Here is a 24,673-nt window from a genome sequence, read left to right on the forward strand (position 1 = left end):
GATGGAAGGTGCCCGGATTAAGACGGTACACTGCGGCGGATCTGAGTAAGTGGCGCGCCCGGCAGGATTCGAACCTGCGACCACAAGCTTAGAAGGCTCGTGCTCTATCCAACTGAGCTACGGGCGCCCGCGGACCGATCTAATCGCTTGCCAAGCCAAGCGAAAGTCATTCATCTTCCGTTCAACGCCGGAGCTGCCATCTGGCGTTTCAGGGGAGAGTGACCGTGCGTTGGACATTGCTGCGGCTAGCGCTGGCATCGGGTCTTGTTGTCGTGCCGAACGTTGCTTCCGCCACGACCATCGTCGTTATGACGGATCCGATGAGCCTGGAAAGGCGCACCGTGGTGCTGGACACGCCTGGTCCCGACCGGCTGTTCGTATGCGCTGCGCCGCCAGCCGTCAGTGGCTGCCGCGAACTGCCGATTAAGCGCTAGGCGCCGACTCGCTCGAACAATCCTTCGAACAAGCGCCGGCCATCGGTGTTGCCGTGGGCCGGCTCCAGCGCACGTTCGGGGTGGGGCATCATGCCGAGCACGTTGCCGTTCGCATTGACGATGCCGGCGATGTTGCGGGCTGAGCCGTTGCAACCTTCGGCGTAGCGGAAGGCGACTCGGCCATCGCCTTCCAGACGGTCGAGCGTGTCGGCGTCGGCTTGGTAATTGCCGTCATGGTGGGCGATCGGCACCGTGATCCGCTCACCCGCTTCGTAGCGACTGGTGAACAGCGACTGGCTGTTCTCCACTACCAGTCCGACGGGACGGCAGATGTAGGCGAGTTCCGCATTGCGCATCAGCGCGCCCGGCAACAGGCCGGCCTCCGTCAGGATTTGAAAGCCGTTGCAAATGCCGATCACAGGGACGCCGCGCGCCGCCGCATCGGCAACCGCCCGCATCACCGGCGAGCGCGCGGCCATGGCGCCCGACCGAAGATAGTCGCCATAGGAGAAACCGCCGGGTACCCCGATCACGTCCAGTCCGTCCGGCAATTCCGTTTCCGCGTGCCAGACCAGCGCCGGCTTCGTGCCGCCAACCTGTTCAAAGGCGACGGCCAGGTCACGGTCGCAGTTGGAGCCGGGAAAGACAACCACCGCGCTCCTCATGATCTCAGCCCACCTGCTCGATGCGAAAATTCTCAATCACAGTGTTGGCCAGCAGCTTGCGGCACATGTCCTCGATCACCGCCTGCGGGGTTCCCTCGGCGAGGTCCAACTCGATGAGCTTGCCCGCGCGCACGTCGTTCACGCCAGCAAAGCCGAGGCCTTCCAAGGCATGGTGAATCGCTTTGCCCTGGGGATCGAGGACGCCGGACTTCAGGGTGACGAACACACGCGCTTTCACTTCGAGTCCTCGCCGCGGCTGTTGGGTTCGGCCGGGCTATGGCGCGGCCCCGGGACGGTGGCAAGTTTTACCAGCTGTTCACCAATGCCGGCGCAGGAGGAGCGCAAAAGCGGAGGGTGGACGTGAGCTTCATCGCCTTGGCGTTCTTCGCCACGATCGTGTTCCTGGGCAAGAACTACGGCGCATGGGAGGGCGCCAGCGGCAACGTGCAGATGACGCTGGTGATCTGTTTCCTGCTCGGTGCCGTGTGCGGCTACAAGGCGCGCGGCTGAGCTCCCGTCCGCGGTAACCATTGACGGACCGCTTGCCCGCAGGGCAGCATCCCGCCCGATGAGCGAGGCGGAGTTCAATCCCGAGCTGAAGCCGGGCGATCCGGGCTATGTTTTTCCAAAGGAGGTGCACAACCTTCTGGTCGCGGCCGATGTCGGGCACATGGCCCTAAGTGAGATGGCGGACAATAAGTCATCCATGCTGATGGGCGCGAGCTTTGTCGTGTTCAGCCTGTCGATTGGCACCATCTCCGAAGGTAAGGCGAGCCTGCCCTTGCTGCTGCTTACCCTGTTCTCCTTCATGGCGACGCTGCTGGGCATCCTGACCGTGAGGCCGGGCCGCGCGCGCAAGTGGAAGGTGACGCCCGAGACGGCCAACCTGCTATATTTCGGCTCCTTCACCAACATCAGCCGCGCCGATTACGTCGAGCAGATGATCAAGGTGCTGTCGTCAGAGGAGGCAACCTATCGCCATCTCGCCGGCAGCATCTACGACCATGGCTGCGTGTTGAAGCGCGAAAAATACCGCTGGCTGTACTGGAGCTACACCTTCTTCCTCACCGGCCTAGTCGTCACCGGGCTGGCGGTGGTGTGGGAGCTCGCGCTCCGGCGCTAGAGCCAGCCTTGCCGTTCATACCAGCGGGCAGTGCTGGCGAGGCCTTCCGCGGCGGTGATGGTCGGCCGCCACAGCTCCGGCGGCGGAGCCTTGGCGGGATCGGACGTCCAGTCCGGATGGCAGAAGTAGGCGGCGCGATCGGCGGTCAGCTTGGCACGGTCGCGCCGCAACAGCCGGTCGATGCGTGCGCCGGTCCGGAGCAGTGGCGCCGGCACCGAGACGCAGATCGGCCGCCGCTCCACGGCCGCCCCGATCGCCTGCGCGAACTGCTTATGGGTAAAGCCGCCAGGCCGCCCGTCGTCAGGCTCGTAGAGCACGCGCCTGGGTGCATCGGGAGCGGCCAGCGCCAGCAGCAGCCGGGCGAGGTCGTCGGCGTGGATGATCGACAGTCGCCCGGCGGGAGGCAGCGGCACGACGCCGGTCGCCGCAGCCTTGAACAGGTCGAGCATCTCACCGTCGCCCGGTCCGTAAACGGCGGGCGGGCGGACAATCGCCCAGTCGAGCCCACTGTCCATCACCAGCCGCTCCGCCTTGGCCTTAGACGCGCCGTAAAGCGACAACTGCGGCTCGCGGGCGGCGAGGCTGGAGACGTGGACGAAGCGATGCACTCCGCCCGCCGTCGCATTCGCCAGCAGGTGCAGGGTGCCTGTGACGTTGCCCGCCTCGAAGGTCTCCCGGTCGAACGCCTTCACCACGCCCGCGACATGGATGATGGCGTCGACGCCCTCGACAAGGCGGCGCAGCGGCTCGCGCTGGTCCAGCGTGCCGTGGATCCAGTCGATCCCGCGCTCGTCCTGTTGCGGGCGGCGGGTGAGGGCACGAAGCTGATGTCCCTCCGCCACCGCCAGCCTGGCAAGCCGGCCGCCAACAAAGCCGGTGGCGCCGGTGACCGCCAGCCTCATAGCGGCGACCAGGCCTCGTCGGGTGCCTGTTCCGCCTCCGCGGCAGCGGCGGAGCGGTCGCCAAGTGCCTCGACAATCGCGTCGAGCAGCGCGTCGACGCCGTCGCCGGTCGCGGCCGAAATCGGGAACACCGTCTTCGCGCCGGCTTCGTCCATCGCCTCGCGCGCCTCGGCAAGCTGTTCGGGCCTGGCCAGGTCGGTACGGCTCAGGGCCACGACCTCGGCCTTGTCCTCCAGCCCGGCGCCGTAGGCCTCCAGCTCCCCGCGCACGACCTGATAGGCCTCGCCGGGGTCCTCGCCGGCGGTGTCGACCAGATGCAGCAGCACGCGGGTGCGCTCGACGTGGCCGAGGAAGCGATCGCCAATACCGGCACCTTCGGCCGCGCCTTCGATCAGGCCGGGGATGTCGGCGAGCACGAACTCGCGACCCTTGTGGCGCACGACCCCGAGCTGCGGGCGTAGCGTGGTGAAGGGATAATCGCCAACCTTGGCGGCGGCGTTGGTGGTGCGGTTAAGGAAGGTCGACTTGCCGGCATTGGGCAGGCCGACCAGGCCGACGTCGGCGAGCAGCTTGAGGCGAAGCCACAACCACAGCTCCTCGCCCGGGATTCCGGGCTGATGCTGGCGCGGCGCGCGGTTGGTGCTTGTCTTGTAGCTGGCGTTGCCGCGGCCGCCCATGCCGCCTTCCAGCAAGGTGATGCGCTGCCCGACCTCCGTCAGGTCGGCGACCACCGTGCGGTCCTCGTCGTCGGCCAGCACCTGGGTTCCGACCGGGACCTTAATCACCAGGTCCTCGCCGCCCGCACCGGTGCGGTTGGAACCAGCGCCGCCTTTCCCGCGCGGCGCCCGGAAATGCTGGGTGTAGCGGAAGTCGATCAGGGTGTTGAGGCCGGCTACCGCTTCGAACACGATATCGCCGCCCTTACCACCGTCGCCGCCATCGGGGCCGCCGAACTCGACGAACTTCTCCCGGCGGAAGCTGACGGCGCCGGGGCCGCCGGCGCCAGAACGCACGTATATCTTGGCTTGGTCGAGGAAATGCATGGCACCCGCTCTACTCGTGAGCGGCGGTCAAGGCCACCTCAGGCGAGCAGGCGGTAGAGAGCGACGCCACTGGTAAGCGTGAGGAGCGCGCCGACGAACGTCAGCAACTTGTCGGGATGGACCCGCTTGGCGATCAATGCTCCGAACGGGGCCGCGATGATGCCGCCGACCAGAAGTCCGGAGACCGCCTTCAGCAGCAGTTCGGAATGCTCCTTGTCACCCGTCAGGGTGAGAGTCGCGAAGAACGTCGCGGAGATCGTGATGGTCAGGAAGAACTCGGCGGTGTTGACGGTTCCGATCGTCTTGCGCGGGTTGCTGCCCTGGACGAGCAGGTTGCTGGTGACGATGGCGCCCCACCCACCACCGCCGGCCGCGTCAAGGAAGCCCCCGACGATGCCGAGCGGTTCGACAACCTTCGGCTTGCGCTCGTTGTGGCGGTGCATGACGCCGCGATAGAATAGGTAAAGACCGAGCGCCGTGAGGTAGGTGAGCACGAAAGGCCGCGCGACATCGGCCTTGATCTGGGTCAGGACATAGGCGCCCAGCACGCCGCCGATCACGCCCGGAAACACGATCCGGATGAACAATACCCAGTCCACATTTCGATGGGCGACATGGCTGATGGCGCTGACGCCCGTGGTGAAGCTTTCCACCGTATGCACGCCGGCCGACGCCGCCGCCGGCGGAACGCCCATGGCGATCAGCAGGGTGCTCGAGATCTGCCCGAACGCCATGCCGAGGGCGCCGTCGACGATCTGCGCCGCGAAGCCGATGAGAATGAAGGGAATGAGGACCGACGGGTCAGTCAGGAACGCCGGAATGGCGAGGCCTTTCGAAGTTGCGCCAGGTGCTGTGGCTTCACGCAAGCGGTCCGGCAAGCTGTTTGCTGGCGATTAACCGCGCCGGTTGCGCGGCCGGGCGAAAGGAAGAGGGCGCGAAATGCCTTTCGCGCCCTCCCTTGTTTCGCGATCCCGTCGTCAGCCGCGTTCAGGTGCGGGCGGCGGCGGCGGCGGCGGCGGCGGCGGCGCCGGGCACTGGTCCGTCGCCAGGATCACCGAGCCGTCCGGGCAGGTCTGCGTCGCCGGTGGCGGCGGAGGCGGCGGCGGCGGCGGAGGAGGCGGCGGGGGCGGCGGAGCCGCGACAGGCGACAGGTTGAAGATCAGGCTCGCCATGATGCTGTGTGAGCGGAAGCGGCCCGACCCATCGATGAAGCGGTTGCAGGTGCCCGCCGCGCCGGCGGCCGTGGTGCAGGCAAACGTCCGTGACGCGGTGGAGTTGATGTCGTCGAAGTCGAGGCTGCGAGTGCGGAAGTAGCGATACTTGATGCCAAAATCGACCAAGTCGCTGATCGGCACACGAGCGCCGGCGATCAACTGCCACGCCAGACCGCCGTCGCTGCCGCCGTACGTGCGGCCGCTCGCGTCACGGACGTCTTCCAGGCCTACCTTGGCATAGCCGGCGCCGCCCCCGGCGTAGAAGGCGATGCCACTGGCTCCGCCGAGATCGAACAGCACGTTGCCCATGATGGACGACACAGACACTTTGCCCTTGGCATCGAGCGATGTCGCCGGCGAGCCGATCGCCAGCGCAGTGGTGGTACCGCCAGTGATCGGCAGGCCGTCGATCGAGCCAACGCCCGCGCGCTTGTAGCCGCCCTCGACCTCGGCCCGGATGAGGCCAAAGTCATAGCCGAAGTTGACGTCGAGGTCGGCGCCCTTGTTGAGGTCTAACCGGTAGAGGTCGTTGACATCGGTCGCCGCGAACGTGCGCGATCCGGTCTGGGCAACGGTGCCGTCGAGTTTCATGTCGCGTGCGAACAGCAGGCCGCCCTCGACGCCGATGTAGACGCTGCCGTCGCGGGCCGTGGCGGGCGTTGCCGCCAGCACGGTCGACGCCGCCAATGCGATCAGGATGGAATGGCGCATCCTTGTCTCCTCCCTCTGTTAACCCCCCGGCAGGGTGCCGCCGAGTTGGACGCAGCGTAGCGCGACTCGGGCGCTTGTCACTGTTGCGAAGCCTTCTGCGCCCCCGGGTGCTGGCATTCCGCGCACGCGGTCATTAGATTGTGGCGGAAAGGTCACGCCCACGCGCTGGGAGGCGCAGCTTACTTGGCTCTCGCATTGCTCGATTACCTGGACTCGGTGAAGGAGCGTGATCCCGCGGCGCGGAGCCGCTGGGACGTGCTGCTCTATCCGGGCGTATGGGCGCTGGGGCTGCACCGGGTGGCGCACTGGCTGTGGGTGGGAAAGCTATATTTCCTGGCACGGCTGGTGAACCATTTCTCCCGATTCATGACTGCGATCGACATCCACCCCGGCGCGACCATCGGCCGCAACTTCTTCATCGATCATGGCTTCACGGTGATCGGCGAAACCGCGAACATCGGCGACAACGTCACCATCTACCAGAACGTGACGTTGGGCGGGACCAATCCGTCGACCGGCGTGGGCGGCAAGCGCCACCCGACCTTGCGCGACAATGTGGTGATCGGCTCGGGCGCGCAGGTGCTTGGGCCAATCGAAGTCGGGGAGGGCGGCAAGATCGGCGCCAATGCGGTGGTAACGAAGGACGTGCTGCCCAATACCACCGTCGTCGGTATTCCGGCGCGCCCGGTACCGGTGGATCTCGTCCACTACAGTCCAGGCTTCGTTCCCTACGGCACGCCGTGCGGCGAGGACCTCGATCCCGTGCGGGCGCGACTGGCGGAGATGGAGGAGGAGCTTGCCGCCCTCCGCCGCGAGCTGCAGGCCCTCAAGGCTCGGGAGGCTGACCTGCCGGAGGTGAAAGCTTCGTGAGTGTAATCACGCCCTTTCCGGGTGCGTATCCCCGGAAGGCAATCGCTACCTTCGATCGGTCGGAGCTGCAGCGGATCCTGGACCTATACGGGCGGATGGTCGCAGCCGGGCACTGGCGCGACTACGCCATGCAATTCTCTCCGGAAGTGGCGAGCTTTTCCGCCTTCCGCCGTACGGCCGAGCGACCAGAGATCCGCATCGAGAAACGCCCCTCGCTTCAGCAGAAGCAAGGGGCGTGGGCGTTGATGGGCGAGCATGGCCAAGTGCTCAAGCGGGGGCACGAGCTGCAACCCGTGCTGGCCCCGATCGAGCGGCGATTGATCAAGCTGGTCGAGGACTGAGCGCGAAGTCGCCGAGCACCGGCAGGCGCCTTTGCAATCCGCCGGGCAGGCGGGTGACAATGGCAGCCCGGGCCTGATGCCAGAAGGCGGACAGCAGCAATAGTGCCGAGCCAATCACCAAAGCAGTGAGGGCGACGTTGAGCTGCACCGCGCCGACCGTTTCGAACAGCCGGTTGAGAGCGAATAGCACGTAGGCGAGGGCCGAAACCAGCAGGGCACGACGATCGATCGCGAGGGCCGTTACGGCCAACGCCACGTACAGCACGATGACGACCAGGCCTTCGCCGACGCTGGCGTCGCCATCGTTGAGGCCAAGCAAGGTGAACACCGGGTGCACGATCATCGGCGCTGCAAGCAGGTGCAACCAGAACGCGACGTCCGAGCGGCGGGTGACACGCTGCGGATCACTGGCGTCCCAGCGCATGGCGAACAGGAACACGCCAACACCCATAGCGAGGACGAGGGCGAGCAGCACGTCGCGGGTCTGCGGGCCTTCACCCATACCGGCCAGGACGAGGCCGGCGACTATGCCAGCCGCCGAGGCGGCGCCGGCGGCGACCGTGATGGGTACCCTGAACCGACGCCAGTGAAGGTAGGCGGCGGCAGCGCCAACCGCAGCTGAGATAGCCGCGACAATGCCACCGACGACATGGCCGCGCCCGTCGTCGAATTGTGCGCCGCCGAGCACAATGGCCTGGAGGAACCCGGCAGTCCCCACGACTCCGCCGACAAAGGCCAGCAGCAGCAGGATGGAGGGGAGAGCCATGCGGCGCTTGGCCGTGAAGAACAGCGCCAGGCCCCAGGCCGTGCCAGCGACAAGGGCGGGTGCGAGCGGGGAGGGGCCGTTACCCTCGACCGTCAGATTTGCGGCTTGGCCGATGCTCTGGCCGATCCAGCCGACCGCGAACAGCAGGATCGCCGCGGCGATCGAGACGAAGATGTCGTTGAAGCCCGTGATCAGCCGGAACTGCTCTTCGTCGACGGCCGGCAAAGTGCGTTGGCGGTCGATGTGGGCGCGGAGGGCGGTGGCGGAGTCGGCGCTGATGGCGCCAGCCGCGACCGCCTCATCGATGTCGGTTTGAGAATACATGAGCACCTCCCTGTCGGCGTGAAAGCCTAGGGTCGGTGTCTTACCATGTCAATACAGCTAAACAGCTGGCCGGCGCCGTCGTGAGAGCGGCGCCGGCCAGACTGGGCTACCGCTTAGCGGCAGACGTACTGGTTGCGCGTGCGGTTACGGTCGATTGAACGACCGATCAGCGCACCGGCCGCAGCGCCGATGATCGTGCCGGTGGCGCGGCTGCCATGAGTGTCGATCGCGCGGCCGACCAGCGCACCGCCGACGCCGCCGACCAGCAGGCCAGTGGTGCCGTTCGGACGGCGGCAGCGAACGCGGCCCTGGCCATCGTACCAGGTGCGACCCGAGTAGTAGCGCTGCTGCTTGGCAGCCGCGGCCGTCGGGGCGATCACGGCCGTGGCCGGAACGGTCAGCGAGGTGGCGGCAAGCGCCAGCATCATGGTCCGCATTGGAAGAACTCCTCTTATGTTGTTGCGGTCTGTGAGGTGACTAGTGCCACCTACAACCTGAACCCGCCCCGACCGCACCCGTCAGTTAAGTGTCAGTAACCATGTTAACGACGAACCGAGCCGCGGCGGCTGGTCGCGGGTGAAATGAGGCAGGCGGCGGGGTGTTCCGCCGGGCTGGACGAAGGCTGGTCGGAACCGTCCCAATCGGGGGCAATTGAGACCGCATGCCCCAGGACCAGCACCGCATCGCCATCATCGTCGGCTCCATTCGCGAAGGCTCGCTCAGTCGCAAGCTCGCCCGCGCGATCCGCGGAGCCGTGCCGCAGAGCCTCGACTGCGGCACCGTCGAGATCGCCGACCTGCCGCTGTACGATCCCGATTTGGATCACGAGCCGCCGGCGCCGTGGACCCGCTTCCGCCAGGAGATCGGCCGAGCAGATGGCGTGCTGTTCGTCACGCCCGAGTACAACCGTTCAATACCCGCCGCCCTCAAGAACGCCATCGACGTCGGCTCGCGACCATATGGCAAGAGTGCCTTCGCCAAGAAGCCCGCTGCCATCGTCACCATGTCTCCGGGCGCGCTGGGCGGGTTCGGCTGCAACCACCACTTGCGCCAATGCTGCGTGTTCCTAGACATGCCCGTTATGCAGCAGCCCGAAGCATATATCGGGCACGTGTCTGACGAGAAGTTCGCAGCCGACGGATCAATCGCCGACGCAAGCCTGGCTAAGCTGATGGGCAGCCTGGGGCAGGCGTTCGCCGGGTGGGTGGACCTGATCAAGGCAGGTCGCGCCGCCCTGGCGCCCGATCCGGCGGGTGCGGGTGCCTAGAGCCGCGGCAGGGTCACCCCGCGCTGGCCCTGGTACTTGCCGGCGCGGTCGGCGTAGCTGGTCTCGCAAGGCTCATTGCCTTGAAGGAAGAGGAACTGGCAGGCGCCTTCGTTGGCGTAGATCTTGGCCGGCAGCGGGGTGGTGTTGCTGAATTCCAGCGTGACGTGGCCTTCCCAGCCAGGCTCCAACGGAGTCACGTTCACGATGATGCCGCAGCGGGCATAGGTCGATTTGCCAAGGCAGATCACCAGCACGTCGCGGGGCACCCGAAAATATTCCACGGTGCGGGCCAGCGCGAAGCTGTTGGGCGGGATGATGCACACGTCCGTCTTGCGGTCGACGAAGCTGTTGGCGGCGAAGTCCTTGGGGTCGACCAGCGCGTTGTCCACGTTGGTGAAGATCTTGAACTCGTCTGCCACGCGGGCGTCATAGCCGTAGGACGACAGGCCGTAGCTGATGCAGCCGTCGCGGCGCTGGGCTTCGACGAATGGCTCGATCATGCGGTTGGTTTGAGCCTGCTGACGGATCCAGCGATCTGAGAGAATGGACATGGAGCTTGCTTAGCCGTGCGCCGAGCGGTTCGTCGATTCTTGCGTGGCGGATTTCCCCAGCGCAGGAAAGTTTTCCACACGCCGTCCACCGGTAAAGCTGGCCGGCGCCTTCCGCCTCCGCCCCCCACAGCATACAAGCGCGCCATGGCAGAAATCCTCCGTCACCCCGGCGCTGATGCCGCCGCGCCAGCACCGACCCTGCCGCAGAACGTTGAGGCGGAGGCGGCGCTGCTCGGCGCCATGATGCTCGACAACCGGCTGGTTGAGGACGTGCAGCTGCGGCTGCGCGCCGACCATTTCTTCGAGCCGCTGCACGGCCGTATCTACGACGCTATCCTGCGCATGACCGATCGCAACATGGTCGCGAACCCGGTGACCCTGCGGCCGCTGTTCGAGGCGGACGAGGCGATGAAGGAGGTCGGTGGGCCGGCCTACCTCGCGCAGCTGACGGGATCGGGCGCGGCGATCATCGGGGCGCGCGACTTCGCCCAGCAGATCTATGACCTCGCGCTCTTGCGAAGCCTGGTGTCGGTCGGGCGCGAGATGGTCGAGGTGGCGCTGGACACCAGCGAGGATATCGTCCCGCTGGAGCAGATCGAGCGGGCGGAGACCGAGCTCTACAAGGTCGCGGAGCAGGGCGGCGGCGAAGGCAAGGTCAAGGCGTTCGCCGAAGCGTCCACCATCGCTCTCCGCACCGTCGAGAAAGCCCTGCAGTCGGGCGGCCACCTGTCCGGCATCACCACCGGTCTGGACAGCCTCAACAGCAAGATCGGCGGCATGCACCCGTCCGACCTGATGATCCTGGCTGGCCGGCCGGGCATGGGAAAGACCTCGCTCGCCACCAACATCGCTTTCTCCGCGGCGCAGCGCTGGCTGCGTGACCAGGAGGACGGGATCGAGCCCGAGAAGTCGGCCGGCGCCGCCACTGCCTTCTTCAGCCTGGAAATGAGCGCCGACCAGCTCGCCACCCGCGTGCTGGCGGAGCAGTCGGGCATCAGTTCCGAATCGCTGCGCATGGGCAAGCTCAGCACGTCGGAGTTCCACAAGCTCGCGCGGGCCGCGGCCGAGCTGCAGACGCTGCCGCTGTACATCGACGACACGCCCGGCCTGACCATAGCCGCGCTGCGGGCGCGGGCACGGCGGCTGAAGCGGCAAAAGGGCATTGGGCTGGTGGTAGTCGACTATCTCCAGCTGCTGTCCGGTACCGGGCGCGGCGGCAACGACAATCGCGTGCAGGAGATTTCGGAGATCAGCCGGGGTCTCAAGCAGCTGGCCAAGGAACTGGACGTGCCGGTGCTGGCGCTGTCGCAGCTCAGCCGTGCGGTCGAGCAGCGTGAGGACAAGCGCCCGCAGCTGTCGGACCTGCGCGAATCGGGCTCGATCGAGCAGGACGCGGACATGGTCTGGTTCGTGTTCCGGCAGGACTATTATCTGCAGATGAAGAAGCCGGATGAGAGCCACCCCGACTTCCCCGCATGGCAGGAAGAAATGCAGCGGATGTGGGGCCTGGCGGAGGTGATCGTCGCCAAGCAGCGCCACGGCTCGACCGGGCGCGTGCGGCTGAAGTTCGACAGCCAGGTGACCAAGTTCAGCGACCTCGCCGACGACCAATATCCGGCGGACATGGGCGAATAAGAGACCCGGGGAGGGGACGGGCGGACTAGCTGCGCTCCAGTCGCGCTGGTCCGCCCAAGTTGCCGGTCAGTCCTCGAGCATGTTGGGGTCCCGGAGACCCGTCGTGATGGTTCCGCGGGACAGTTCGGATTCGCTGCTGGTCACCGGGTAGGCGCAATAGTCGGCGGCGTAGTAGGCGCTGGGCCGATGGTTGCCGGACAGCCCGACGCCGCCGAACGGAGCGTTGGACGGCGCGCCGTTGGTGGGCTTGTTCCAGTTGATGACGCCCGCGCGCACCTCCGACCAGAAGCGGTCGTAGAGCTCGGGCGAGCCGCCGACCAGGCTGGCCGCGAGGCCGAAGCGGGTGTTGTTGGCCTCGGCGAGAGCGGCGTCGAAATCGGGAACGCGGACCAGCTGCAGGACGGGGCCGAACAGCTCCTCATCCGGGCGGTCCACATCGGTGACGTCGATGATCGCGGGGGTGAGGAAGGGCCGACCCTCGTGCGGGCGGTCGAGGCGGCGGATGACCCGGCCACCCTTGATCATCAGGTTGAGGAACTGTTCCTGCAGCGTGTCGGCCGCAGCGTTGTCGATCACCGGGCCCATGAAGGGCGCTGGGCTGGCGTGGGGGTCGGCGACGATGATCCGGTCGATGAGCTTAAGGATCGCCGCGACCAGCGCGTCGTGCTTGCCGTCCTCCACGATCAGGCGGCGGGCGGCTGTGCAGCGCTGGCCGGCAGACAGGTAGGCGGATTGCACGGCGATCACCGCCGCGGCCTGCACGTCCTTGGCGTTCCAGACCACCAGCGGGTTGTTGCCGCCGAGCTCCAGGGCGAGGATCTTCTGCGGCGTGTCGGCGAACTGCCGGTGCAGCGCCTGGCCGGCGCGGGCGGAGCCGGTGAACAGCAGGCCGTCGATGCCGGGCTCGGCAGCCAGCGCGCGGCCCTGGTCCGGGCCCCCGGTCAGCAGCCGGACGGCACCGGCGGGAATGCCCGCCTCGTGGAAGCAGTCGACCAGCCGGGCGCCGACCGCCGGGGTCTTCTCCGAGGGTTTGAACACCACCGTGTTGCCGGCAATCAGCGCCGGGACGATGTGGCCGTTCGGCAGGTGCGCCGGGAAGTTGTAAGGGCCAAGCACGGCCAGCACGCCGTGCGGCTTGTGCCGGACCGCGACCTTGGAGCCGAGCGCGCCTTCCGTCTTCCGTGCGGGCGTGCGGTCGGCATAGGCGTTGATCGAGATGTCGACCTTGTTGACGACCGCCTGGACCTCCGTCGCCGCTTCCCACAACGGCTTGCCAGTCTCCCGGGCGATGAGCTCCGCGAGTTCGTCGGCGCGGGTTCGGACAACGTTTGCGAAGCGGCGCAGCGCTTCGGAGCGGTAAGCGACCGACTGAGCGGCCCATTCAGGAAAGGCGGCGCGGGCGGCGGCGACTTCGGCGGCGGCGTCCCCCACGGGACCGGACCAGAGCTCGGCGCCGGTCGCCGGCTCGGTTGAGACAAGAAGCTCAGTCATGCGCAGCGGCGTGTCGAGCATGAGGGCGAGCCGGTCAAGCGGGCGCCCCGTCGCGCATCGCATCGCCCATGCGGCGGATGGCGGCGACCTTGGCGTCGAAGGCCGTCCAGTCATCGCCTTGCGCGATGGGCGCCCAGATCGCCTCGACCTCTTCAATGTGCATCGAGCAGGGCTGCGGGTCCGACCAATAAGGGTGGGTCGGTAGGCGTTCGCGGCCGGCGAGCAGCTGGCGGAGGTCGTGGAACACCGGGTCATCGTAGCGCGGATCGGCGGGCACCCGGCCGCCGCGCCAGTCGAAGAAGAAGCGGTCGATCTCCACCGTCTTGCCGGCCAGCGCCGTAACAGTGGCACGGGCGAGGGCACGATCGCTGTCGGCGTCCAGGTGGGCGATGCCTAGGCGTTTCAGCAGACCATCGATAAGTGCGGCCTGGAAGCGATCGGCCCAGCCCTGCAGCAGCTCGGAGATCTCCGCTGCGTCGGCGACGTAGGTCAGGCAACCGGCGAGCTGGGCCAGGTTCCACTGGACGGCCTCGGGCTGGCGGCCGAAGGCATAGAGGCCGGTCTGGTCGAAGTAGGCGGCGGTGAAGGACGGGTCCCAGTCAGGCGTGAAGCGCCACGGGCCGTAGTCGAAGCTCTCGCCCGTGATGTTGATGTTGTCGGTGTTGAGCACGCCATGGACGAAGCCTGCTGCCATGTAGCTGGCGGCAAGGGTGGCCGTGGCCTGGCTAACGCGGTCGAACAATTGCACGGCGCCCGCTTCCGGGTCGTCGCCGTAGAGGTGCTGGAGGCAGTAGCGGACCAGCCGCGCCATGTTCTCAGCGTCGTCGTGGTAGGCGAGGCGCTGGAAAGTGCCGATGCGGATGTGGCCGTGGCTGAGCCGGGTGAGCACGGCCGAGCGGGTGGGGGAAGGCTCGTCGTTGCGGACGAGGTCCTCGCCGGTCTCGAACACCGCAAAGGTTTTGGATGTGCCGACGCCGAGCGCCTCCAGCATCTCGGTGGCGAGCACTTCGCGGACGGCGCCCTTGAGCGTCAGGCGCCCGTCACCGAAGCGGCTCCAAGGCGTCTGGCCGGAGCCCTTGGTGCCGAGGTCGAGCAGGCGGCCGTCGGCGCCGCGCAGCTGCGCGAAGAGGAAGCCGCGGCCGTCGCCGAGTTCCGGATTGTAGGAGCGGAACTGGTGGCCGTGATAGCGCAGGGCGAGCGGCTGCGGCAGGTTGTCCGGCAGCGGCTCGAAGCGGTGAAGGTGCGCTTCCCAGTCCATGTCGGCCAGGCCGAGCGGCTCGGCTGCGCGCCGGTTGAGGAAGCGCGCCCTCGCGGACGGAAAGCGCGCGGGCTCGACCGGGTCGAAGAATGCTTCGCCAAGCTCCAGGATGCGCGGGTCGGGTCGATAGGCTTGCGTTAGCGACATCGTGTCCGGATAGGGGAAGAAAGACAGGGAGGCTGCGTTGGCCGCATTCGAGGACCGCTACTACAACAGCGCGGACGGCGTCCGGCTCCATTATCGTGATTATTCCGGTGGCGATCCGAACCAGCCACCGATCCTGTGCCTGCCCGGTCTGACCCGCAACGCGCGCGATTTCGAGCCGGTGGCGGACCGGTTCGCTGGCGAATGGCGGGTGCTGGCTCTCGACTTCCGCGGACGGGGCCTCAGCGATTCGGACCCGCAGCCGGCCAACTACCTGCCGCCGACCTATGCCAAAGACGTGCTGAAGCTGCTCGACCAGCTGGGGATCGCCGACGCGGTGTTCGTGGGTACGTCGCTGGGCGGGCTTACCACCATGATCATCGCGGCCATGGAGGAGGAGCGGATCGCAGGCGCGCTGGTCAACGACATCGGGCCGGAGGTCGCGCCCGGCGGGATCGAGCGCATCCGCACTTATGTCGGCAAGCAGGCGCGGTTCGTCGACTATGCGGAGGCTGGCCAGGCGTTCGCGGCCCGCGCCAGCGATGTCTACCCGAAGTGGACGCCGGCCGAGTGGGAGCGCTTCGCCCGCCGCTGCTGCCGCGAGGAAGAGGGCGGCGTGCAGTTCGACTATGACATGGCAATTGCCGAGCCCTTCGCGCAGGCCAACGAGGCGACCCAGCCGAACCTGTGGCCGCTGCTCGGGTACCTTAAGGGCAAGCCGGTGACGGTGCTGCGCGGGGAGCTGAGCGACCTGTTCGCGGCCGATGTGGCCGAGCGGATGGTCGCCGAATTGGGCGAAAACGCTGAGCTGGTGACCGTGCCGCATGTCGGCCATGCGCCTAGCTTCGACGAACCAGAATCTATCGAGGCAGTGGAGCGGCTGCTGGCGCGGGTGGAGCGCTAGGCGACGATCCGCCTAAGCTTGGCGAGCGCAACGTCGTCGCCCTCTTCCTGCGCGATGGTCGAGACGAAGCGGCCGTCGCGGCCGAACAGCAGCGCCGCGGCGCCATGGTCCATGGTGTAGCCGTCGGGCGAGGCGGGATCCTTGACCTTGGCCTGGTAGATGGCGTGCTGCTTGGCGACTTGGTCGATCTGCTGGCGGGTGCCGGTCAGGCCGATGATCGGCGTGTTGAACAGCTGGGCGTAACTGCCGACGGCCTGCGGCGTGTCGCGCTCCGGGTCGACGGTGACGAACACGATCTCGAACGGGCGAGGACCGGCATTCAGCTTCTGCCGCAGCTGCGCCAGGCGGGCCAGCGTGTTGGGGCAGACGTCCGGACAGTGCGTAAATCCAAAGAAGATGACGTACGGCTTGCCGGCGAGCGCCTGGGCGCTGGAGAAGGGCTTGCCGTCGGCACCGGTGAGGGTGAAGGGGCCGCCGAGCTGGACGCCGGACGAGCTCGCCTGACCCTGCGGGGTGACGGCCATTTCCGAGCGGTCGCCGCGCTGTGTGGTCAGCCACAGGTACGCGAAGCCAAGGGCGGCGAGCGCCACCAGGACCCAGACCAGCAGCCGGATCCGGCGCAGGGCGGCGTTGGGCCGAGGATCAGTGGTGGGCATGTCCGGCATCGGGTGCGCTCATCTGGATCAGGAGGTTGGTGCGGACGAGCCCGGCGCGTTCGAATCGCAAGGTGAGCGGCAGGCGGGCGCCGGGGCGAAGCGGCGCCTTGAGGCCCATCAGCATGACGTGCAGGCCGCCCGCGCCCATGGTCATCGTCTGGTTCGGAGCGACCGCGAGCGGGCCGGCCGGCCGCATCCGGGCCACGCCGCCGGCCGTGCTCGTCTGGTGCACGGACACCATTGCCGCCGCTGGACTGCTCAGACCCACCAGCCGGTCCGCGCCGGAGCCAGCATTGTGGATGGTGAGATAGGCCGCGCCAGCGGCTTGTCCGGCGACTGTCGGCCGCGCCCAGCCCGTGACATGGATCGCCGGCGCCGCGGCCAGTGCCGGCGCGGACAACAGGGCCGTGAAGGCGAGCAGGGTGCGCATGGCGCGCGCCTTACGCACTCAGTCGGGTCGGGTCCAGATGAACAGGCCGACGATCAGGCAGGCAGCGAGCGGCGCCAGTGACCAGGGCGGCCGAAGCGCCAGCAGGCCGATGGCGCTGCTGGCCGCGAGCCCGGCGGTGGCCGCGAGCTTGCCGCGCCGGCTGATCGCTCCGCGCTGACGCCAGGCAAGGATGTGCGGACCGACAGTCGGGTGGCGAAGCAGCCAGGCCTCGAAGCGCGGGCTGGACTGGCCGAAGCACCAGGCGGCGATGATCCAGAAGACGACGGTGGGCAGGAGGGGCACGAACATCCCCACGAAGCCAACCGTAAAGAACAGCCCGCCGGCGAGCAGGAACAGTGTCCGGCGCACCCGCCTCAATCTTCGGGTGCGACGGTGACGGCGAGGCCGTGGAGCTCGGGCGTGACGGGGATCTGGCAGGACAGGCGGCTGTTCGCCTCGCGGGCGCCGCTGGTGTCGAGCAGGTCGTCCTCGTCCTCGCTCATCGGCGGCATGGCGGTGAGCCATTGGTCGTCGACATAGACGTGGCAAGTGGCGCAGCTGCAGCACCCGCCGCACAGTGCCAAGATTTCTTCGATCCCGCCGGAGCGGAGATTCTCCATGAGCGAGCGGCCGGCGATGGCGGTCAGGTCCTTGGTGCGGCCGTCGCGGGTGGTCACGGACACGGTGATGGGCATCAGGTCTCCAGCAGGCTTTTGAGCGGGCGGTCGGCGTCGGTGAGCAGCGCGCCGTCCAGCCTCACGCCGCGCTCGATCAACGCCCGGCCCTGCACATAGTCGCGGGTGTTGTTGACGCAATCGAGCGCGATCACGCGGCCGGCGCGGCGGTAGATGACAGCGAACTTGCCGATGGCCGGATCGCCGCGGACGAGGACCTCGTCATGATCGTGGCTGAGGCCGACTGTCTGGAGCTTGAGGTCGTACTGGTTGGACCAGAACCAGGGCAGCGCGGCATAGGGCTGCGGATCGCCGGCGATGGCGCGCGCGACGCAGGCGCCCATGTCGGCGGCGTTCTGGACCGACTCGATGCGCACCGGGCGGTCGGGACCAAACCGATTGCGATGAAGGGCGCAGTCGCCGGCAGCCCAGACGTTCGGCAGACTGGTGCGGCCAAATTCGTCCACCAGCACGCCATCGTTGCCGTCAGCGCCAGCGGCGAGCAGCGGCTCGACATTGGGCTCGATGCCGATGCCGGCGACCGTCAGGTCGAAACGGACCGGGTCCAGTTGGCCGCAGGCGAGCCGGACGTCGACGCCGTGACCGCGGTGCTGGGCGAGCAGAAAGTCGGACAGGAGGGCGGCCGAGCAGCGGGCGAGGAGGTGGTTCTGCGACTCGGCGAGCACGACCTGCTTGCCGGCGGTGGCCAGCACTGCCGCCGCTTCCAGTCCGATCCAGCCGCCGCCGACCACCAGGATACGGGTCGCGCCTGGCAGGCTGGCCTTGAGCGCGTCGACATCGGCCAGCGTCCGGATAGCGTACGCACCCGGGAGGCGGCGCGCCCGACCCCCGGCGGCCCAGACGAGCTGGCCGAAGTGGAGCTCACGCCCGGCCGCGCAGTGGACGGAGGAGGGGTGGACCGTAGTCACCCGCTCGCCCGCGATGAGCCGGATGTCGCGCTCGGCCCAGAACTCCGCTGAGCGGAAGCGGAAGTCCTCACGACCTTTCTTGCCGGCCAGATAGTCCTTGCTGAGCGGCGGGCGCTCGTAGGGCAGCTCCGGCTCGTCACCAAGGATGGCGATCGAGCCGGTAAACCCAGCTTGCCGAAGATGGATCGCGACCGAGGCTCCGGCGTGGCCTGCGCCGACGATCAGGACGTCGAAGGTCAGTTCAGCGCCTCGACGATCGTCACGTTGGCGATGCCGCCGCCTTCGCACATGGTCTGCAGCCCGAAACGCTTGCCCCGCTTCTTGAGGGCATGAAGCAGGGTGGTCATCAGCTTGGTGCCGGAGGCGCCGAGCGGATGGCCAAGCGCAATGGCGCCGCCGTTGACGTTCAGACGATCGGGGTCACCGCCAAGCTCGCGCAGCCAGGCCAGCGGCACGGGGGCGAATGCCTCGTTCACTTCGTACAGGTCGATGTCCTCGATCCGGCGGCCGGAGCGCTCCAGCGCACGGCGGGTGGCGGGAATCGGCTCCATCAGCATGATCACCGGATCGCCAGCGGTGACGGTGAGGTGGTCGACCCGGGCGAGCGGGGTCAGGCCGTGGTCCCTGAGCGCGCGCTCACTGACGACCATGACGCCCGACGCGCCGTCGCAGATCTGGCTGGCGTTGCCGGCGGTGACCACGCCGTCGGGCTTGAGCGTCTTGAGCGATGCCAAGCCCTCGAGCGAGGCATCGAATCGCACGCCTTCGTCGAACTGGTGCTTGCGCTCCGTCCCGTCGGCATCGACGACCGTCAGCGGCACGACCTCGTCGCGGAAGTCACCCCGCTCGGTCGCCGCTGCGCCGCGCCTGTGGCTCTCAAGCGCGAAGGCGTCCAGCTCCTCGCGGCTCATGGAGTAGTTTCGGGCGATCATCTCGGCGCCGGTGAACTGGCTGAATTCACTAACCCCGTAGCGGTCCTTGATCGACTGCGGCCAGGGACCGATGCCGATCCCGGCCTGCATCGGAAGGATGACCGGCAGGCCCATCGGCACGCGGGTCATGCTTTCAACGCCGCAGGCGATCACCACGTCCTGCGTGCCGCTCATCACCGCCTGCGCGGCGAAGTGGAGCGACTGCTGGGAAGAGCCGCACTGCCGATCGATGCTGACGGCCGGGACGCTGTCGGGCAGGCCCGACGCCATCACCATGTTGCGGCCGATGTGAAAGCTCTGTTCGCCGACCTGTCCGACGCAGCCGGCGATCACGTCCTCGACGGCGGCGGGGTCGATGCCGGAGCGTTCGACAAGGCTGTCGAGCACCTTCGCGCCCAGGTCGGCCGGGTGCCAGTCCTTGAGGGCGCCGCCGCGCTTACCTCCGGCGGTGCGGGCGGCTGCGACGATGTAGGCTTCGGCCATTTGCGTTCCCCTGGCCGCGGGAGAGTTGGAGGCCCGAGCCGGAATCGAACCGGCGTGCAAGGATTTGCAGTCCTCTGCGTAACCACTCCGCCATCGGGCCCCGACGCGGCGTCGGGAGCGCCTTGGGGGAGGAGGCCGCGCCCTGTCAACCGGGCCAAGCGCTCGACGGACGGCGGGTTTGCTCGACGAAAGCTACGCGCTTCGCTTGAGCAAGGGGAGGCCACGCGTGTAAGAGCAGTTGCAACAAGTGTGTTGATCGCATAACACAGCGCGAGCGCAGGGGAACCGGATTGGATTACGCAAAGGCCCGTCGAGTCATGGTCGACAGCCAGCTTCGCCCGCAGGCGGTCACCGATCCACTTGTCGTCGCGGCCATGGCGGCGGTCCCGCGTGAGCAGTTCGTGCCGGAGGCGGTGCAGCCGGTGGCCTACATGGATCGCATCCTGGACCTGGGCGGTGGCAAGGCGCTGAGCCCGCCGGCGACGCTTGGCCGGATGCTGACGGAGCTGGGGCCCCGGTCCGGCGAGCGCGCGCTGGTGGTCGGCACTGCTCCGGCCTATGCGGCGGCCGTGCTGGCGGCAATGGGCGTGGACGTGGTCACGCTGTCCGAAGGCGACCTTGCCCAGGGTCTGGCCGGCGGTGGACCTTACGACGTAATTATCCTGGACGGAGCGGTCGAGGTCATCCCCGACACGATCATCGCCCAGCTGCGGGAGGGCGGGCGCCTTGGCACCTGCCTGATCGAAAATGGGGTTCAGCGGCTGGTCATCGGCCGGCGCGCAGGAGCCTTCGGAACCAAGTCCATTGCCGACGCCGCGGCAGCCCGCCTGCCGGGCTTCGACCGGCCCCGCGCCTTTGTCTTCTAGGAGCTGACTAGCTTGAAGCGCATTCTCCTTGCCACCGCCGCGGCTGCCCTGGTCGCCGGTCCCGCCGCCGCCGACACACTGCGTGCCGCGCTGGTCTCCACCTACCAGGCGAACCCGACCATCAACGCCCAGCGCGAGGCGCTGCAGGCCACCGACGCGACCGTGGCAATCGCCCGCTCGCAGAGCCGCCCGCAAGTGGCGGCGACGGTCGGCCTCAACCGCGACCTGACCCGGTCCGGCGTCCTCGACACCGGCCGGGGCAAGGGCCCGGTCGTATCGGGCGGGCTGGACCTCAGCCTGCCGCTGTTCCAGGGCGGCCGGGTCCGCAACTCGGTGGCGGCGGCGCGCACCCGCGTGGAGGCGGGCCGCGCCACCTTGCGCGCGGTCGAGGGCGACGTCTTCACCGACGCGGTGACCGCCTACATGGATGTGGTCCGCGACCGGGTCATCGTTGAACTGAACCAGAACCAGATCAGGGTCCTCACCACCAACCTGGAAGCGGTGCGCGACCGGTTCGAGATCGGCGACGTGACCCGCACCGACGTGGCGCAGTCCGAAGCGCGCCTCAGCCTCGCCCGCGCCCAGCTGGAGACCGCCCGCGCTCGCCTGGCGGGCAGCGAGGAGAGCTACCGGCGCATCATTGGGCGCAGTCCGGGCGAGCTCGCGCCGCCCGATCCGCTGCCGCCGCTTCCAACCAGCGGTGAAGAAGCGGTGCGGATTGCGCTGGTTCAGAACCCGGACATCATCGCCATCACCCGGCAGGCGCGCGCCGCCGGGCTGGACGTCAACGTCGCGCGGGCCGACCGCCTGCCGACCGTGTCGGGCGTCGTATCGGGCGACTATGTGAACACGGTTGGCGGCAGCAGCGGCGGGTTTCCGCGGGCCGGCACCCAGACCAGCATCGGCGTCAACACCCGCATTCCGTTGTACCAGGGCGGCCTGCCCTCGGCCCGCATCCGCCAGGCCCAGGCGATCGAGGGCCAGGTGCAGGAGCAGGTAATCGGGACCGAGCGCGCGGTGGTCGCGAACGCCCGGTCAGCCTGGGCTTCGTATGACGCAGCGCAGCGCGCCATCCAGTCCAACCAGGTGGCGGTTTCGGCCAACGAGCTGGCCCTTGAGGGCGCCCGCGCCGAACGCACGGTCGGAACCCGCACGGTGATCGAAGTGCTGAACGCCGAGCAGGAATTGCTCAACAGCCAGGTCCAATTGGTAAGCGCCCGGCGCGACGCCTATGTCGCCGGCTTTCAGTTGCTCAACGCCATGGGACAGGCTGAGGCGGACGACCTGGGCCTTGAAGGCGGGCCGCTGTACGATCCGACGGGCAACTACCGCCGGGTGACCGGCGGCTGGAGCGACTGGTCCGGGGAGCCGCGCCACCCGGTGCGGTCCACGCGAACCGTGACTCCGGCCGAAACGCCCGCGACGTCGGTTGCGCCAGCTGCGACGGGGGTGGCGGGCCCGCCACGTTAAGGCTAGCCTGCCGGCCATGCAGGAAGCTCACGACCCGTCGATGGAACAGGCGCTGGCGGCCATCAAGCGCGTGATGGCCGAGGAGAAGGAGCTGCGAGTCGCCAGCCGGGTGACCGCGCCGACTCCGCCGCCGACCGACGAGGATGAGACCTCGCCCGTGCTGGAACTGGACGAGTCGATGGTCGAGGAGCTGAACCTTCCGGCCGCCGACCTCGAGCCGCCGCTGGTCGGAAGCGATGCGGCCGAGGCGAGCCGCGCGCGCCTGGCCGAGCTGCAACAGGCTGCCGCCCTGGCGCCCTCATCGCCGGCCGAGCACCCGCTGGAGCAGATGGTCCGCGACATGCTCCGCCCGGCGCTCAAGGACTGGCTCGATCAGCACCTGCCGCGAATCGTGGAGGAGCATGTGAAGCGCGAGATCGGGCGGATCACGGGGCAGCGCTTCTAGGCAGGCACTTGCGGTTCGTTACGGCGCTGCTACCCCTCGGCGTCATGATCAGAACCGCCCTCCTCACCGCCGCGGCCGTTGCCGCCCTCCTCGCTCCGCAGGTCGCCGCCGGGCGGCCGATGACCGCCACCGACATGCACAACATGCGCCGGCTGGGTGCGCCCGAGGTGTCGCCGGACGGGCGCTACGCGGTTTTCACCCTCTCGACGACCGACCTTGCCGCCAACAAGCGCAACAACGTCCTCCATCTGCTCGACCTTACGAAGCGCGGCGCAGCGCCGCAGCCGGTCGCCGGAGCCGAGGGCGGGCATGACGCGGTGTTCGGACCCGATGGCGCGCTCTACTTCCTGAAGGCCGTTGGCGAGCGCGACCAGCTGCACCGTATGCCGCTCGGCGGCCAGGCAGTCGCGATCAGCGACTTCGGCGCGGACGTGTCCGGGTTCAAGCTGTCGCCGACTGGCGACCGCGTGCTGGTGTGGGCCGACCAGAAGGATTGCCCGGACCTCGCGTGCGCGGCGACGACGTTCGCCGCGAAGGAAGGCGGGTCAGGCCGCACGTATGACCAGCTGTTCGTGCGTCACTGGGACACGTGGGCCGAACCGGGCACGCGGAGCCGCATCTACACCTTTCCGATCGAAGGCGGCCGGCTGACCGGCATGGGCGTACGCGTCACCGGCGGGCTGGTCGGCGATACGCCGTCCAAGCCGTACGGCGGCGGCGAGGAGATCAGCTGGTCGCGCGACGGCCGCACCGTGTTCTTTGCGCTGCGCGAGGCCGGGCGGATCGAGTCGACCTCGACCAACCTCGACATCTTTTCCGCCCCTGCGGACGGGTCGGCAGCGCCGACCAACCTGACGGACGCGAACGACGCCACCGACAACCTGCCGACCGTGTCGCCCGACGGGCGCACGCTGGCCTATGTCGCGATGGCGCGTCCGGGCTACGAGTCGGACCGGCAAGTGCTGATGCTGCGCGACATCGCCAGCGGCACCGTGCGGCCGCTGACGCAAGGGTGGGACCGGTCGGTCGGCTCGATCGCCTGGGCACCGGACGGCCGCTCGATCCTGGTCACCGCAGAGGACACGCTGGAAGCACCGGTGTGGCGCGTGGACGTGAAGAGCGGCCGCGTCACCCGCCTGACCCAGCAGGGACACGCCGGCAACGTTCACGCCCTGAAGAACGGCGCGGTGCTGTTCACCAGCAACAGCATTCAGGCGCCCGACGACCTCTACCTGCTGCGCGGACGCGGCAAGCCGGTCCAGCTGACCAACGTCAATGCCGAGTTGCTGCGGGAACTCGATCCAGTGACCGTGGACCGCTTCAGCTTCGCCGGCGCGAACGGCGACAAGGTGTGGGGCATCAAGGTCAAGCCGGTCATGAACAAGACCCTGCCGATCGCCTTCGTGGTCCATGGCGGACCGCAGGGCAGCTTCGGCAATGGCTGGTCCTACCGTTGGAACCCGCGGGTGCTGGCGTCACTGGGCTACGGGGTTGTCAGCGTCGATTTCCACGGCTCGACCGGTTACGGCCAAGCCTTCACCGACGCGATCACCAACGACTGGGGCGGCAAGCCGCTGCAGGACCTGCAGCTTGGGCTGGCCTATGCCACGTCCAAGGACCCGCAGCTGCAGGCCGACAACGCCTGCGCGTTGGGCGCCAGCTACGGCGGCTACATGATGAACTGGATCGAGGGGAACTGGCCCGACCGGTTCAAGTGCATCGTCCAGCACGACGGCGTGTTCGACGCCCGCGCCATGGCGTACGAGACCGAAGAACTGTGGTTCGACGAGTGGGAGCATGGCGGCAAGACCTATTACGAGGACCCGGCCGCCTTCGAGCGCTGGAACCCGGTCAACCACGTCGCCAAATGGAAGACCCCGCAGCTGGTGATCACCGGGGAGAAGGACTTCCGCATTCCGTACACGCAGGGGCTGGCGGCGTTCACGGCCTTGCAGCGGCGCAACATTCCGTCGCGACTGGTGGTGTTTCCGGACGAAAACCACTGGGTGCTGAAGCCGCAGAACTCGATCCAGTGGTATCGTGAGGTCGAACGCTGGATGGGCAAGTGGACCGGCGCTCAGCAGCCCGAGGCAGCGCAGCAGTAGGCCAGAAGCGGACCTGAGAGTTGTGCGGGGCAACCCGCAC

The 24,673-nt window shown here is 68.0% G+C and carries 29 protein-coding genes and 2 tRNA genes; 12 read left to right on the plus strand and 19 right to left on the minus strand.

Features of this window, described 5'->3' with window-relative positions:
- Window positions 1-50: 50 nt before the first annotated feature.
- Window positions 51-127, minus strand: a tRNA-Arg gene (locus OMW55_RS02835).
- Window positions 128-224: 97 nt separating this feature from the next.
- Here OMW55_RS02835 and OMW55_RS02840 point away from each other — a divergent pair.
- Window positions 225-434 carry a hypothetical protein gene (locus OMW55_RS02840; protein WP_264880664.1) on the plus strand — a complete coding sequence of 70 codons (210 nt, stop codon included), beginning with the start codon at window positions 225-227 and terminating at the stop codon, window positions 432-434.
- Here the strand turns inward: OMW55_RS02840 and purQ are convergent.
- Window positions 431-1,099 (minus strand): phosphoribosylformylglycinamidine synthase subunit PurQ, encoded by a 669-nt coding sequence (gene purQ / locus OMW55_RS02845; protein WP_264880665.1) that lies wholly within the window; start codon window positions 1,097-1,099, stop codon window positions 431-433. The genes OMW55_RS02840 and purQ overlap by 4 nt on opposite strands.
- Before the next feature lie 4 nt (window positions 1,100-1,103).
- Window positions 1,104-1,337 (minus strand): phosphoribosylformylglycinamidine synthase subunit PurS, encoded by a 234-nt coding sequence (purS, locus tag OMW55_RS02850; RefSeq protein ID WP_264880667.1) that lies wholly within the window; start codon window positions 1,335-1,337, stop codon window positions 1,104-1,106.
- Window positions 1,338-1,459: 122 nt separating this feature from the next.
- Between purS and OMW55_RS02855 the strand changes: the two genes are divergently transcribed.
- Both OMW55_RS02855 and OMW55_RS02860 read left to right on the plus strand, forming a co-directional pair.
- A complete protein-coding gene (locus tag OMW55_RS02855) occupies window positions 1,460-1,609 on the plus strand; it encodes a hypothetical protein (protein ID WP_264880668.1) in 150 nt (49 codons plus the stop codon).
- 58 nt (window positions 1,610-1,667) lie between these two features.
- Complete coding sequence (locus OMW55_RS02860) at window positions 1,668-2,222, plus strand: Pycsar system effector family protein (protein ID WP_264880670.1); 555 nt, start codon at window positions 1,668-1,670, stop codon at window positions 2,220-2,222.
- On the opposite strand, the gene OMW55_RS02865 is transcribed toward OMW55_RS02860, so the two are convergent.
- From OMW55_RS02865 to OMW55_RS02880, 4 genes are all read right to left on the minus strand, one after another.
- Window positions 2,219-3,124 (minus strand): NAD-dependent epimerase/dehydratase family protein, encoded by a 906-nt coding sequence (locus OMW55_RS02865; protein WP_264880672.1) that lies wholly within the window; start codon window positions 3,122-3,124, stop codon window positions 2,219-2,221. The genes OMW55_RS02860 and OMW55_RS02865 overlap by 4 nt on opposite strands.
- Entirely contained in the window at window positions 3,121-4,167 is a 1,047-nt protein-coding gene (gene obgE / locus OMW55_RS02870) for a GTPase ObgE (RefSeq protein ID WP_264880673.1), read from the minus strand. The genes OMW55_RS02865 and obgE overlap by 4 nt, the downstream gene beginning before the upstream one ends.
- A gap of 38 nt (window positions 4,168-4,205) precedes the next feature.
- Window positions 4,206-4,988, minus strand: coding sequence for a sulfite exporter TauE/SafE family protein (locus OMW55_RS02875; RefSeq protein ID WP_264881983.1), 783 nt, complete (start codon window positions 4,986-4,988; stop codon window positions 4,206-4,208).
- A gap of 156 nt (window positions 4,989-5,144) precedes the next feature.
- Entirely contained in the window at window positions 5,145-6,092 is a 948-nt protein-coding gene (locus tag OMW55_RS02880; protein WP_264880674.1) for an outer membrane protein, read from the minus strand.
- Window positions 6,093-6,275: 183 nt separating this feature from the next.
- On the opposite strand from OMW55_RS02880, the gene cysE reads away from it, so the two are divergent.
- Together cysE and OMW55_RS02890 are read left to right on the plus strand one after the other, a co-directional pair.
- Window positions 6,276-6,962, plus strand: coding sequence for a serine O-acetyltransferase (cysE, locus tag OMW55_RS02885; RefSeq protein ID WP_264880675.1), 687 nt, complete (start codon window positions 6,276-6,278; stop codon window positions 6,960-6,962).
- Window positions 6,959-7,303: a DUF2794 domain-containing protein gene (locus OMW55_RS02890; RefSeq protein ID WP_264880676.1), complete on the plus strand. Its 345-nt coding sequence runs from the start codon at window positions 6,959-6,961 to the stop codon at window positions 7,301-7,303. The genes cysE and OMW55_RS02890 overlap by 4 nt, the downstream gene beginning before the upstream one ends.
- Here the strand turns inward: OMW55_RS02890 and OMW55_RS02895 are convergent.
- Both OMW55_RS02895 and OMW55_RS02900 read right to left on the minus strand, forming a co-directional pair.
- Window positions 7,284-8,393 carry a hypothetical protein gene (locus OMW55_RS02895; RefSeq protein WP_264880678.1) on the minus strand — a complete coding sequence of 370 codons (1,110 nt, stop codon included), beginning with the start codon at window positions 8,391-8,393 and terminating at the stop codon, window positions 7,284-7,286. The two genes, OMW55_RS02890 and OMW55_RS02895, sit on opposite strands and share 20 nt — an antisense overlap.
- A 113-nt stretch (window positions 8,394-8,506) precedes the next feature.
- A complete protein-coding gene (locus OMW55_RS02900; RefSeq protein WP_264880680.1) occupies window positions 8,507-8,830 on the minus strand; it encodes a glycine zipper 2TM domain-containing protein in 324 nt (107 codons plus the stop codon).
- Window positions 8,831-9,054: 224 nt separating this feature from the next.
- Between OMW55_RS02900 and OMW55_RS02905 the strand changes: the two genes are divergently transcribed.
- Window positions 9,055-9,660, plus strand: a complete 606-nt coding sequence (locus tag OMW55_RS02905; protein ID WP_264880681.1) for an NADPH-dependent FMN reductase — start codon at window positions 9,055-9,057, stop codon at window positions 9,658-9,660.
- On the opposite strand, the gene dcd is transcribed toward OMW55_RS02905, so the two are convergent.
- A complete protein-coding gene (dcd, locus tag OMW55_RS02910) occupies window positions 9,657-10,211 on the minus strand; it encodes a dCTP deaminase (RefSeq protein ID WP_264880683.1) in 555 nt (184 codons plus the stop codon). The two genes, OMW55_RS02905 and dcd, sit on opposite strands and share 4 nt — an antisense overlap.
- A 144-nt stretch (window positions 10,212-10,355) precedes the next feature.
- Here dcd and OMW55_RS02915 point away from each other — a divergent pair, with 144 nt between their 5' ends.
- Window positions 10,356-11,846, plus strand: coding sequence for a replicative DNA helicase (locus OMW55_RS02915; protein WP_264880684.1), 1,491 nt, complete (start codon window positions 10,356-10,358; stop codon window positions 11,844-11,846).
- Between the two features lie 66 nt (window positions 11,847-11,912).
- On the opposite strand, the gene astD is transcribed toward OMW55_RS02915, so the two are convergent.
- Both astD and OMW55_RS02925 read right to left on the minus strand, forming a co-directional pair.
- Window positions 11,913-13,337 carry a succinylglutamate-semialdehyde dehydrogenase gene (gene astD, locus OMW55_RS02920; protein ID WP_264880686.1) on the minus strand — a complete coding sequence of 475 codons (1,425 nt, stop codon included), beginning with the start codon at window positions 13,335-13,337 and terminating at the stop codon, window positions 11,913-11,915.
- A gap of 34 nt (window positions 13,338-13,371) precedes the next feature.
- Window positions 13,372-14,742, minus strand: a complete 1,371-nt coding sequence (locus OMW55_RS02925) for a protein adenylyltransferase SelO family protein (protein WP_264880688.1) — start codon at window positions 14,740-14,742, stop codon at window positions 13,372-13,374.
- Window positions 14,743-14,779: 37 nt separating this feature from the next.
- Between OMW55_RS02925 and OMW55_RS02930 the strand changes: the two genes are divergently transcribed.
- On the plus strand, window positions 14,780-15,643 hold the full coding sequence (locus OMW55_RS02930; protein ID WP_264880690.1) for an alpha/beta fold hydrolase: 864 nt from the start codon (window positions 14,780-14,782) through the stop codon (window positions 15,641-15,643).
- Here the strand turns inward: OMW55_RS02930 and OMW55_RS02935 are convergent.
- The 7 genes from OMW55_RS02935 to OMW55_RS02965 all read right to left on the minus strand — a co-directional run bounded on the left by OMW55_RS02935 (window position 15,640) and on the right by OMW55_RS02965 (window position 19,847).
- Window positions 15,640-16,308: an SCO family protein gene (locus tag OMW55_RS02935; RefSeq protein ID WP_264880691.1), complete on the minus strand. Its 669-nt coding sequence runs from the start codon at window positions 16,306-16,308 to the stop codon at window positions 15,640-15,642. The genes OMW55_RS02930 and OMW55_RS02935 overlap by 4 nt on opposite strands.
- Window positions 16,286-16,729, minus strand: coding sequence for a copper chaperone PCu(A)C (locus tag OMW55_RS02940; protein ID WP_264880693.1), 444 nt, complete (start codon window positions 16,727-16,729; stop codon window positions 16,286-16,288). Before OMW55_RS02940 ends, OMW55_RS02935 begins: the two co-directional genes overlap by 23 nt.
- Window positions 16,730-16,747: 18 nt before the next feature.
- Complete coding sequence (locus OMW55_RS02945; RefSeq protein WP_264880695.1) at window positions 16,748-17,098, minus strand: YbaN family protein; 351 nt, start codon at window positions 17,096-17,098, stop codon at window positions 16,748-16,750.
- Window positions 17,099-17,103: 5 nt separating this feature from the next.
- The gene (locus OMW55_RS02950; protein ID WP_264880696.1) at window positions 17,104-17,424 is read right to left on the minus strand and encodes a 2Fe-2S iron-sulfur cluster-binding protein; all 321 of its coding nucleotides are present in this window, start codon (window positions 17,422-17,424) and stop codon (window positions 17,104-17,106) included.
- Window positions 17,424-18,620: an NAD(P)/FAD-dependent oxidoreductase gene (locus tag OMW55_RS02955; RefSeq protein WP_264880698.1), complete on the minus strand. Its 1,197-nt coding sequence runs from the start codon at window positions 18,618-18,620 to the stop codon at window positions 17,424-17,426. The genes OMW55_RS02950 and OMW55_RS02955 overlap by 1 nt, the downstream gene beginning before the upstream one ends.
- Window positions 18,569-19,747 carry an acetyl-CoA C-acetyltransferase gene (locus tag OMW55_RS02960; RefSeq protein ID WP_264880700.1) on the minus strand — a complete coding sequence of 393 codons (1,179 nt, stop codon included), beginning with the start codon at window positions 19,745-19,747 and terminating at the stop codon, window positions 18,569-18,571. The genes OMW55_RS02955 and OMW55_RS02960 overlap by 52 nt, the downstream gene beginning before the upstream one ends.
- A gap of 26 nt (window positions 19,748-19,773) precedes the next feature.
- Window positions 19,774-19,847, minus strand: a tRNA-Cys gene (locus tag OMW55_RS02965).
- Between the two features lie 190 nt (window positions 19,848-20,037).
- Here OMW55_RS02965 and OMW55_RS02970 point away from each other — a divergent pair.
- Genes OMW55_RS02970 through OMW55_RS02985 form a run of 4 tightly spaced genes read left to right on the plus strand, consistent with a single transcriptional unit; the run spans window position 20,038 to window position 24,633 of the window.
- Entirely contained in the window at window positions 20,038-20,613 is a 576-nt protein-coding gene (locus tag OMW55_RS02970; protein ID WP_264880701.1) for a protein-L-isoaspartate O-methyltransferase family protein, read from the plus strand.
- Window positions 20,614-20,625: 12 nt separating this feature from the next.
- Window positions 20,626-22,083, plus strand: a complete 1,458-nt coding sequence (locus OMW55_RS02975) for a TolC family outer membrane protein (protein WP_264880702.1) — start codon at window positions 20,626-20,628, stop codon at window positions 22,081-22,083.
- A 16-nt stretch (window positions 22,084-22,099) separates the two neighbouring features.
- Window positions 22,100-22,528, plus strand: a complete 429-nt coding sequence (locus OMW55_RS02980) for a DUF2497 domain-containing protein (RefSeq protein WP_264880704.1) — start codon at window positions 22,100-22,102, stop codon at window positions 22,526-22,528.
- 44 nt (window positions 22,529-22,572) lie between these two features.
- Complete coding sequence (locus OMW55_RS02985; protein WP_264880706.1) at window positions 22,573-24,633, plus strand: alpha/beta hydrolase family protein; 2,061 nt, start codon at window positions 22,573-22,575, stop codon at window positions 24,631-24,633.
- Window positions 24,634-24,673: the final 40 nt, after the last annotated feature.

The sequence above is a fragment of the Sphingomonas arvum genome (assembly GCF_026013565.1).
GTDB lineage: Bacteria > Pseudomonadota > Alphaproteobacteria > Sphingomonadales > Sphingomonadaceae > Sphingomicrobium > Sphingomicrobium arvum.

Coding starts and splice junctions, on each gene's coding strand:
- purQ (WP_264880665.1), bottom strand. CDS start 1,099: ATGAGGAGCGCGGTGGTTGTCTTTCCCGGCTCCAACTGCGACCGTGAC.
- OMW55_RS02860 (WP_264880670.1), top strand. CDS start 1,668: ATGAGCGAGGCGGAGTTCAATCCCGAGCTGAAGCCGGGCGATCCGGGC.
- OMW55_RS02865 (WP_264880672.1), bottom strand. CDS start 3,124: ATGAGGCTGGCGGTCACCGGCGCCACCGGCTTTGTTGGCGGCCGGCTT.
- obgE (WP_264880673.1), bottom strand. CDS start 4,167: ATGCATTTCCTCGACCAAGCCAAGATATACGTGCGTTCTGGCGCCGGC.
- OMW55_RS02880 (WP_264880674.1), bottom strand. CDS start 6,092: ATGCGCCATTCCATCCTGATCGCATTGGCGGCGTCGACCGTGCTGGCG.
- OMW55_RS02895 (WP_264880678.1), bottom strand. CDS start 8,393: ATGTATTCTCAAACCGACATCGATGAGGCGGTCGCGGCTGGCGCCATC.
- OMW55_RS02900 (WP_264880680.1), bottom strand. CDS start 8,830: ATGCGGACCATGATGCTGGCGCTTGCCGCCACCTCGCTGACCGTTCCG.
- OMW55_RS02905 (WP_264880681.1), top strand. CDS start 9,055: ATGCCCCAGGACCAGCACCGCATCGCCATCATCGTCGGCTCCATTCGC.
- dcd (WP_264880683.1), bottom strand. CDS start 10,211: ATGTCCATTCTCTCAGATCGCTGGATCCGTCAGCAGGCTCAAACCAAC.
- OMW55_RS02915 (WP_264880684.1), top strand. CDS start 10,356: ATGGCAGAAATCCTCCGTCACCCCGGCGCTGATGCCGCCGCGCCAGCA.
- astD (WP_264880686.1), bottom strand. CDS start 13,337: ATGACTGAGCTTCTTGTCTCAACCGAGCCGGCGACCGGCGCCGAGCTC.
- OMW55_RS02925 (WP_264880688.1), bottom strand. CDS start 14,742: ATGTCGCTAACGCAAGCCTATCGACCCGACCCGCGCATCCTGGAGCTT.
- OMW55_RS02935 (WP_264880691.1), bottom strand. CDS start 16,308: ATGCCGGACATGCCCACCACTGATCCTCGGCCCAACGCCGCCCTGCGC.
- OMW55_RS02940 (WP_264880693.1), bottom strand. CDS start 16,729: ATGCGCACCCTGCTCGCCTTCACGGCCCTGTTGTCCGCGCCGGCACTG.
- OMW55_RS02950 (WP_264880696.1), bottom strand. CDS start 17,424: ATGCCCATCACCGTGTCCGTGACCACCCGCGACGGCCGCACCAAGGAC.
- OMW55_RS02960 (WP_264880700.1), bottom strand. CDS start 19,747: ATGGCCGAAGCCTACATCGTCGCAGCCGCCCGCACCGCCGGAGGTAAG.
- OMW55_RS02980 (WP_264880704.1), top strand. CDS start 22,100: ATGCAGGAAGCTCACGACCCGTCGATGGAACAGGCGCTGGCGGCCATC.
- OMW55_RS02985 (WP_264880706.1), top strand. CDS start 22,573: ATGATCAGAACCGCCCTCCTCACCGCCGCGGCCGTTGCCGCCCTCCTC.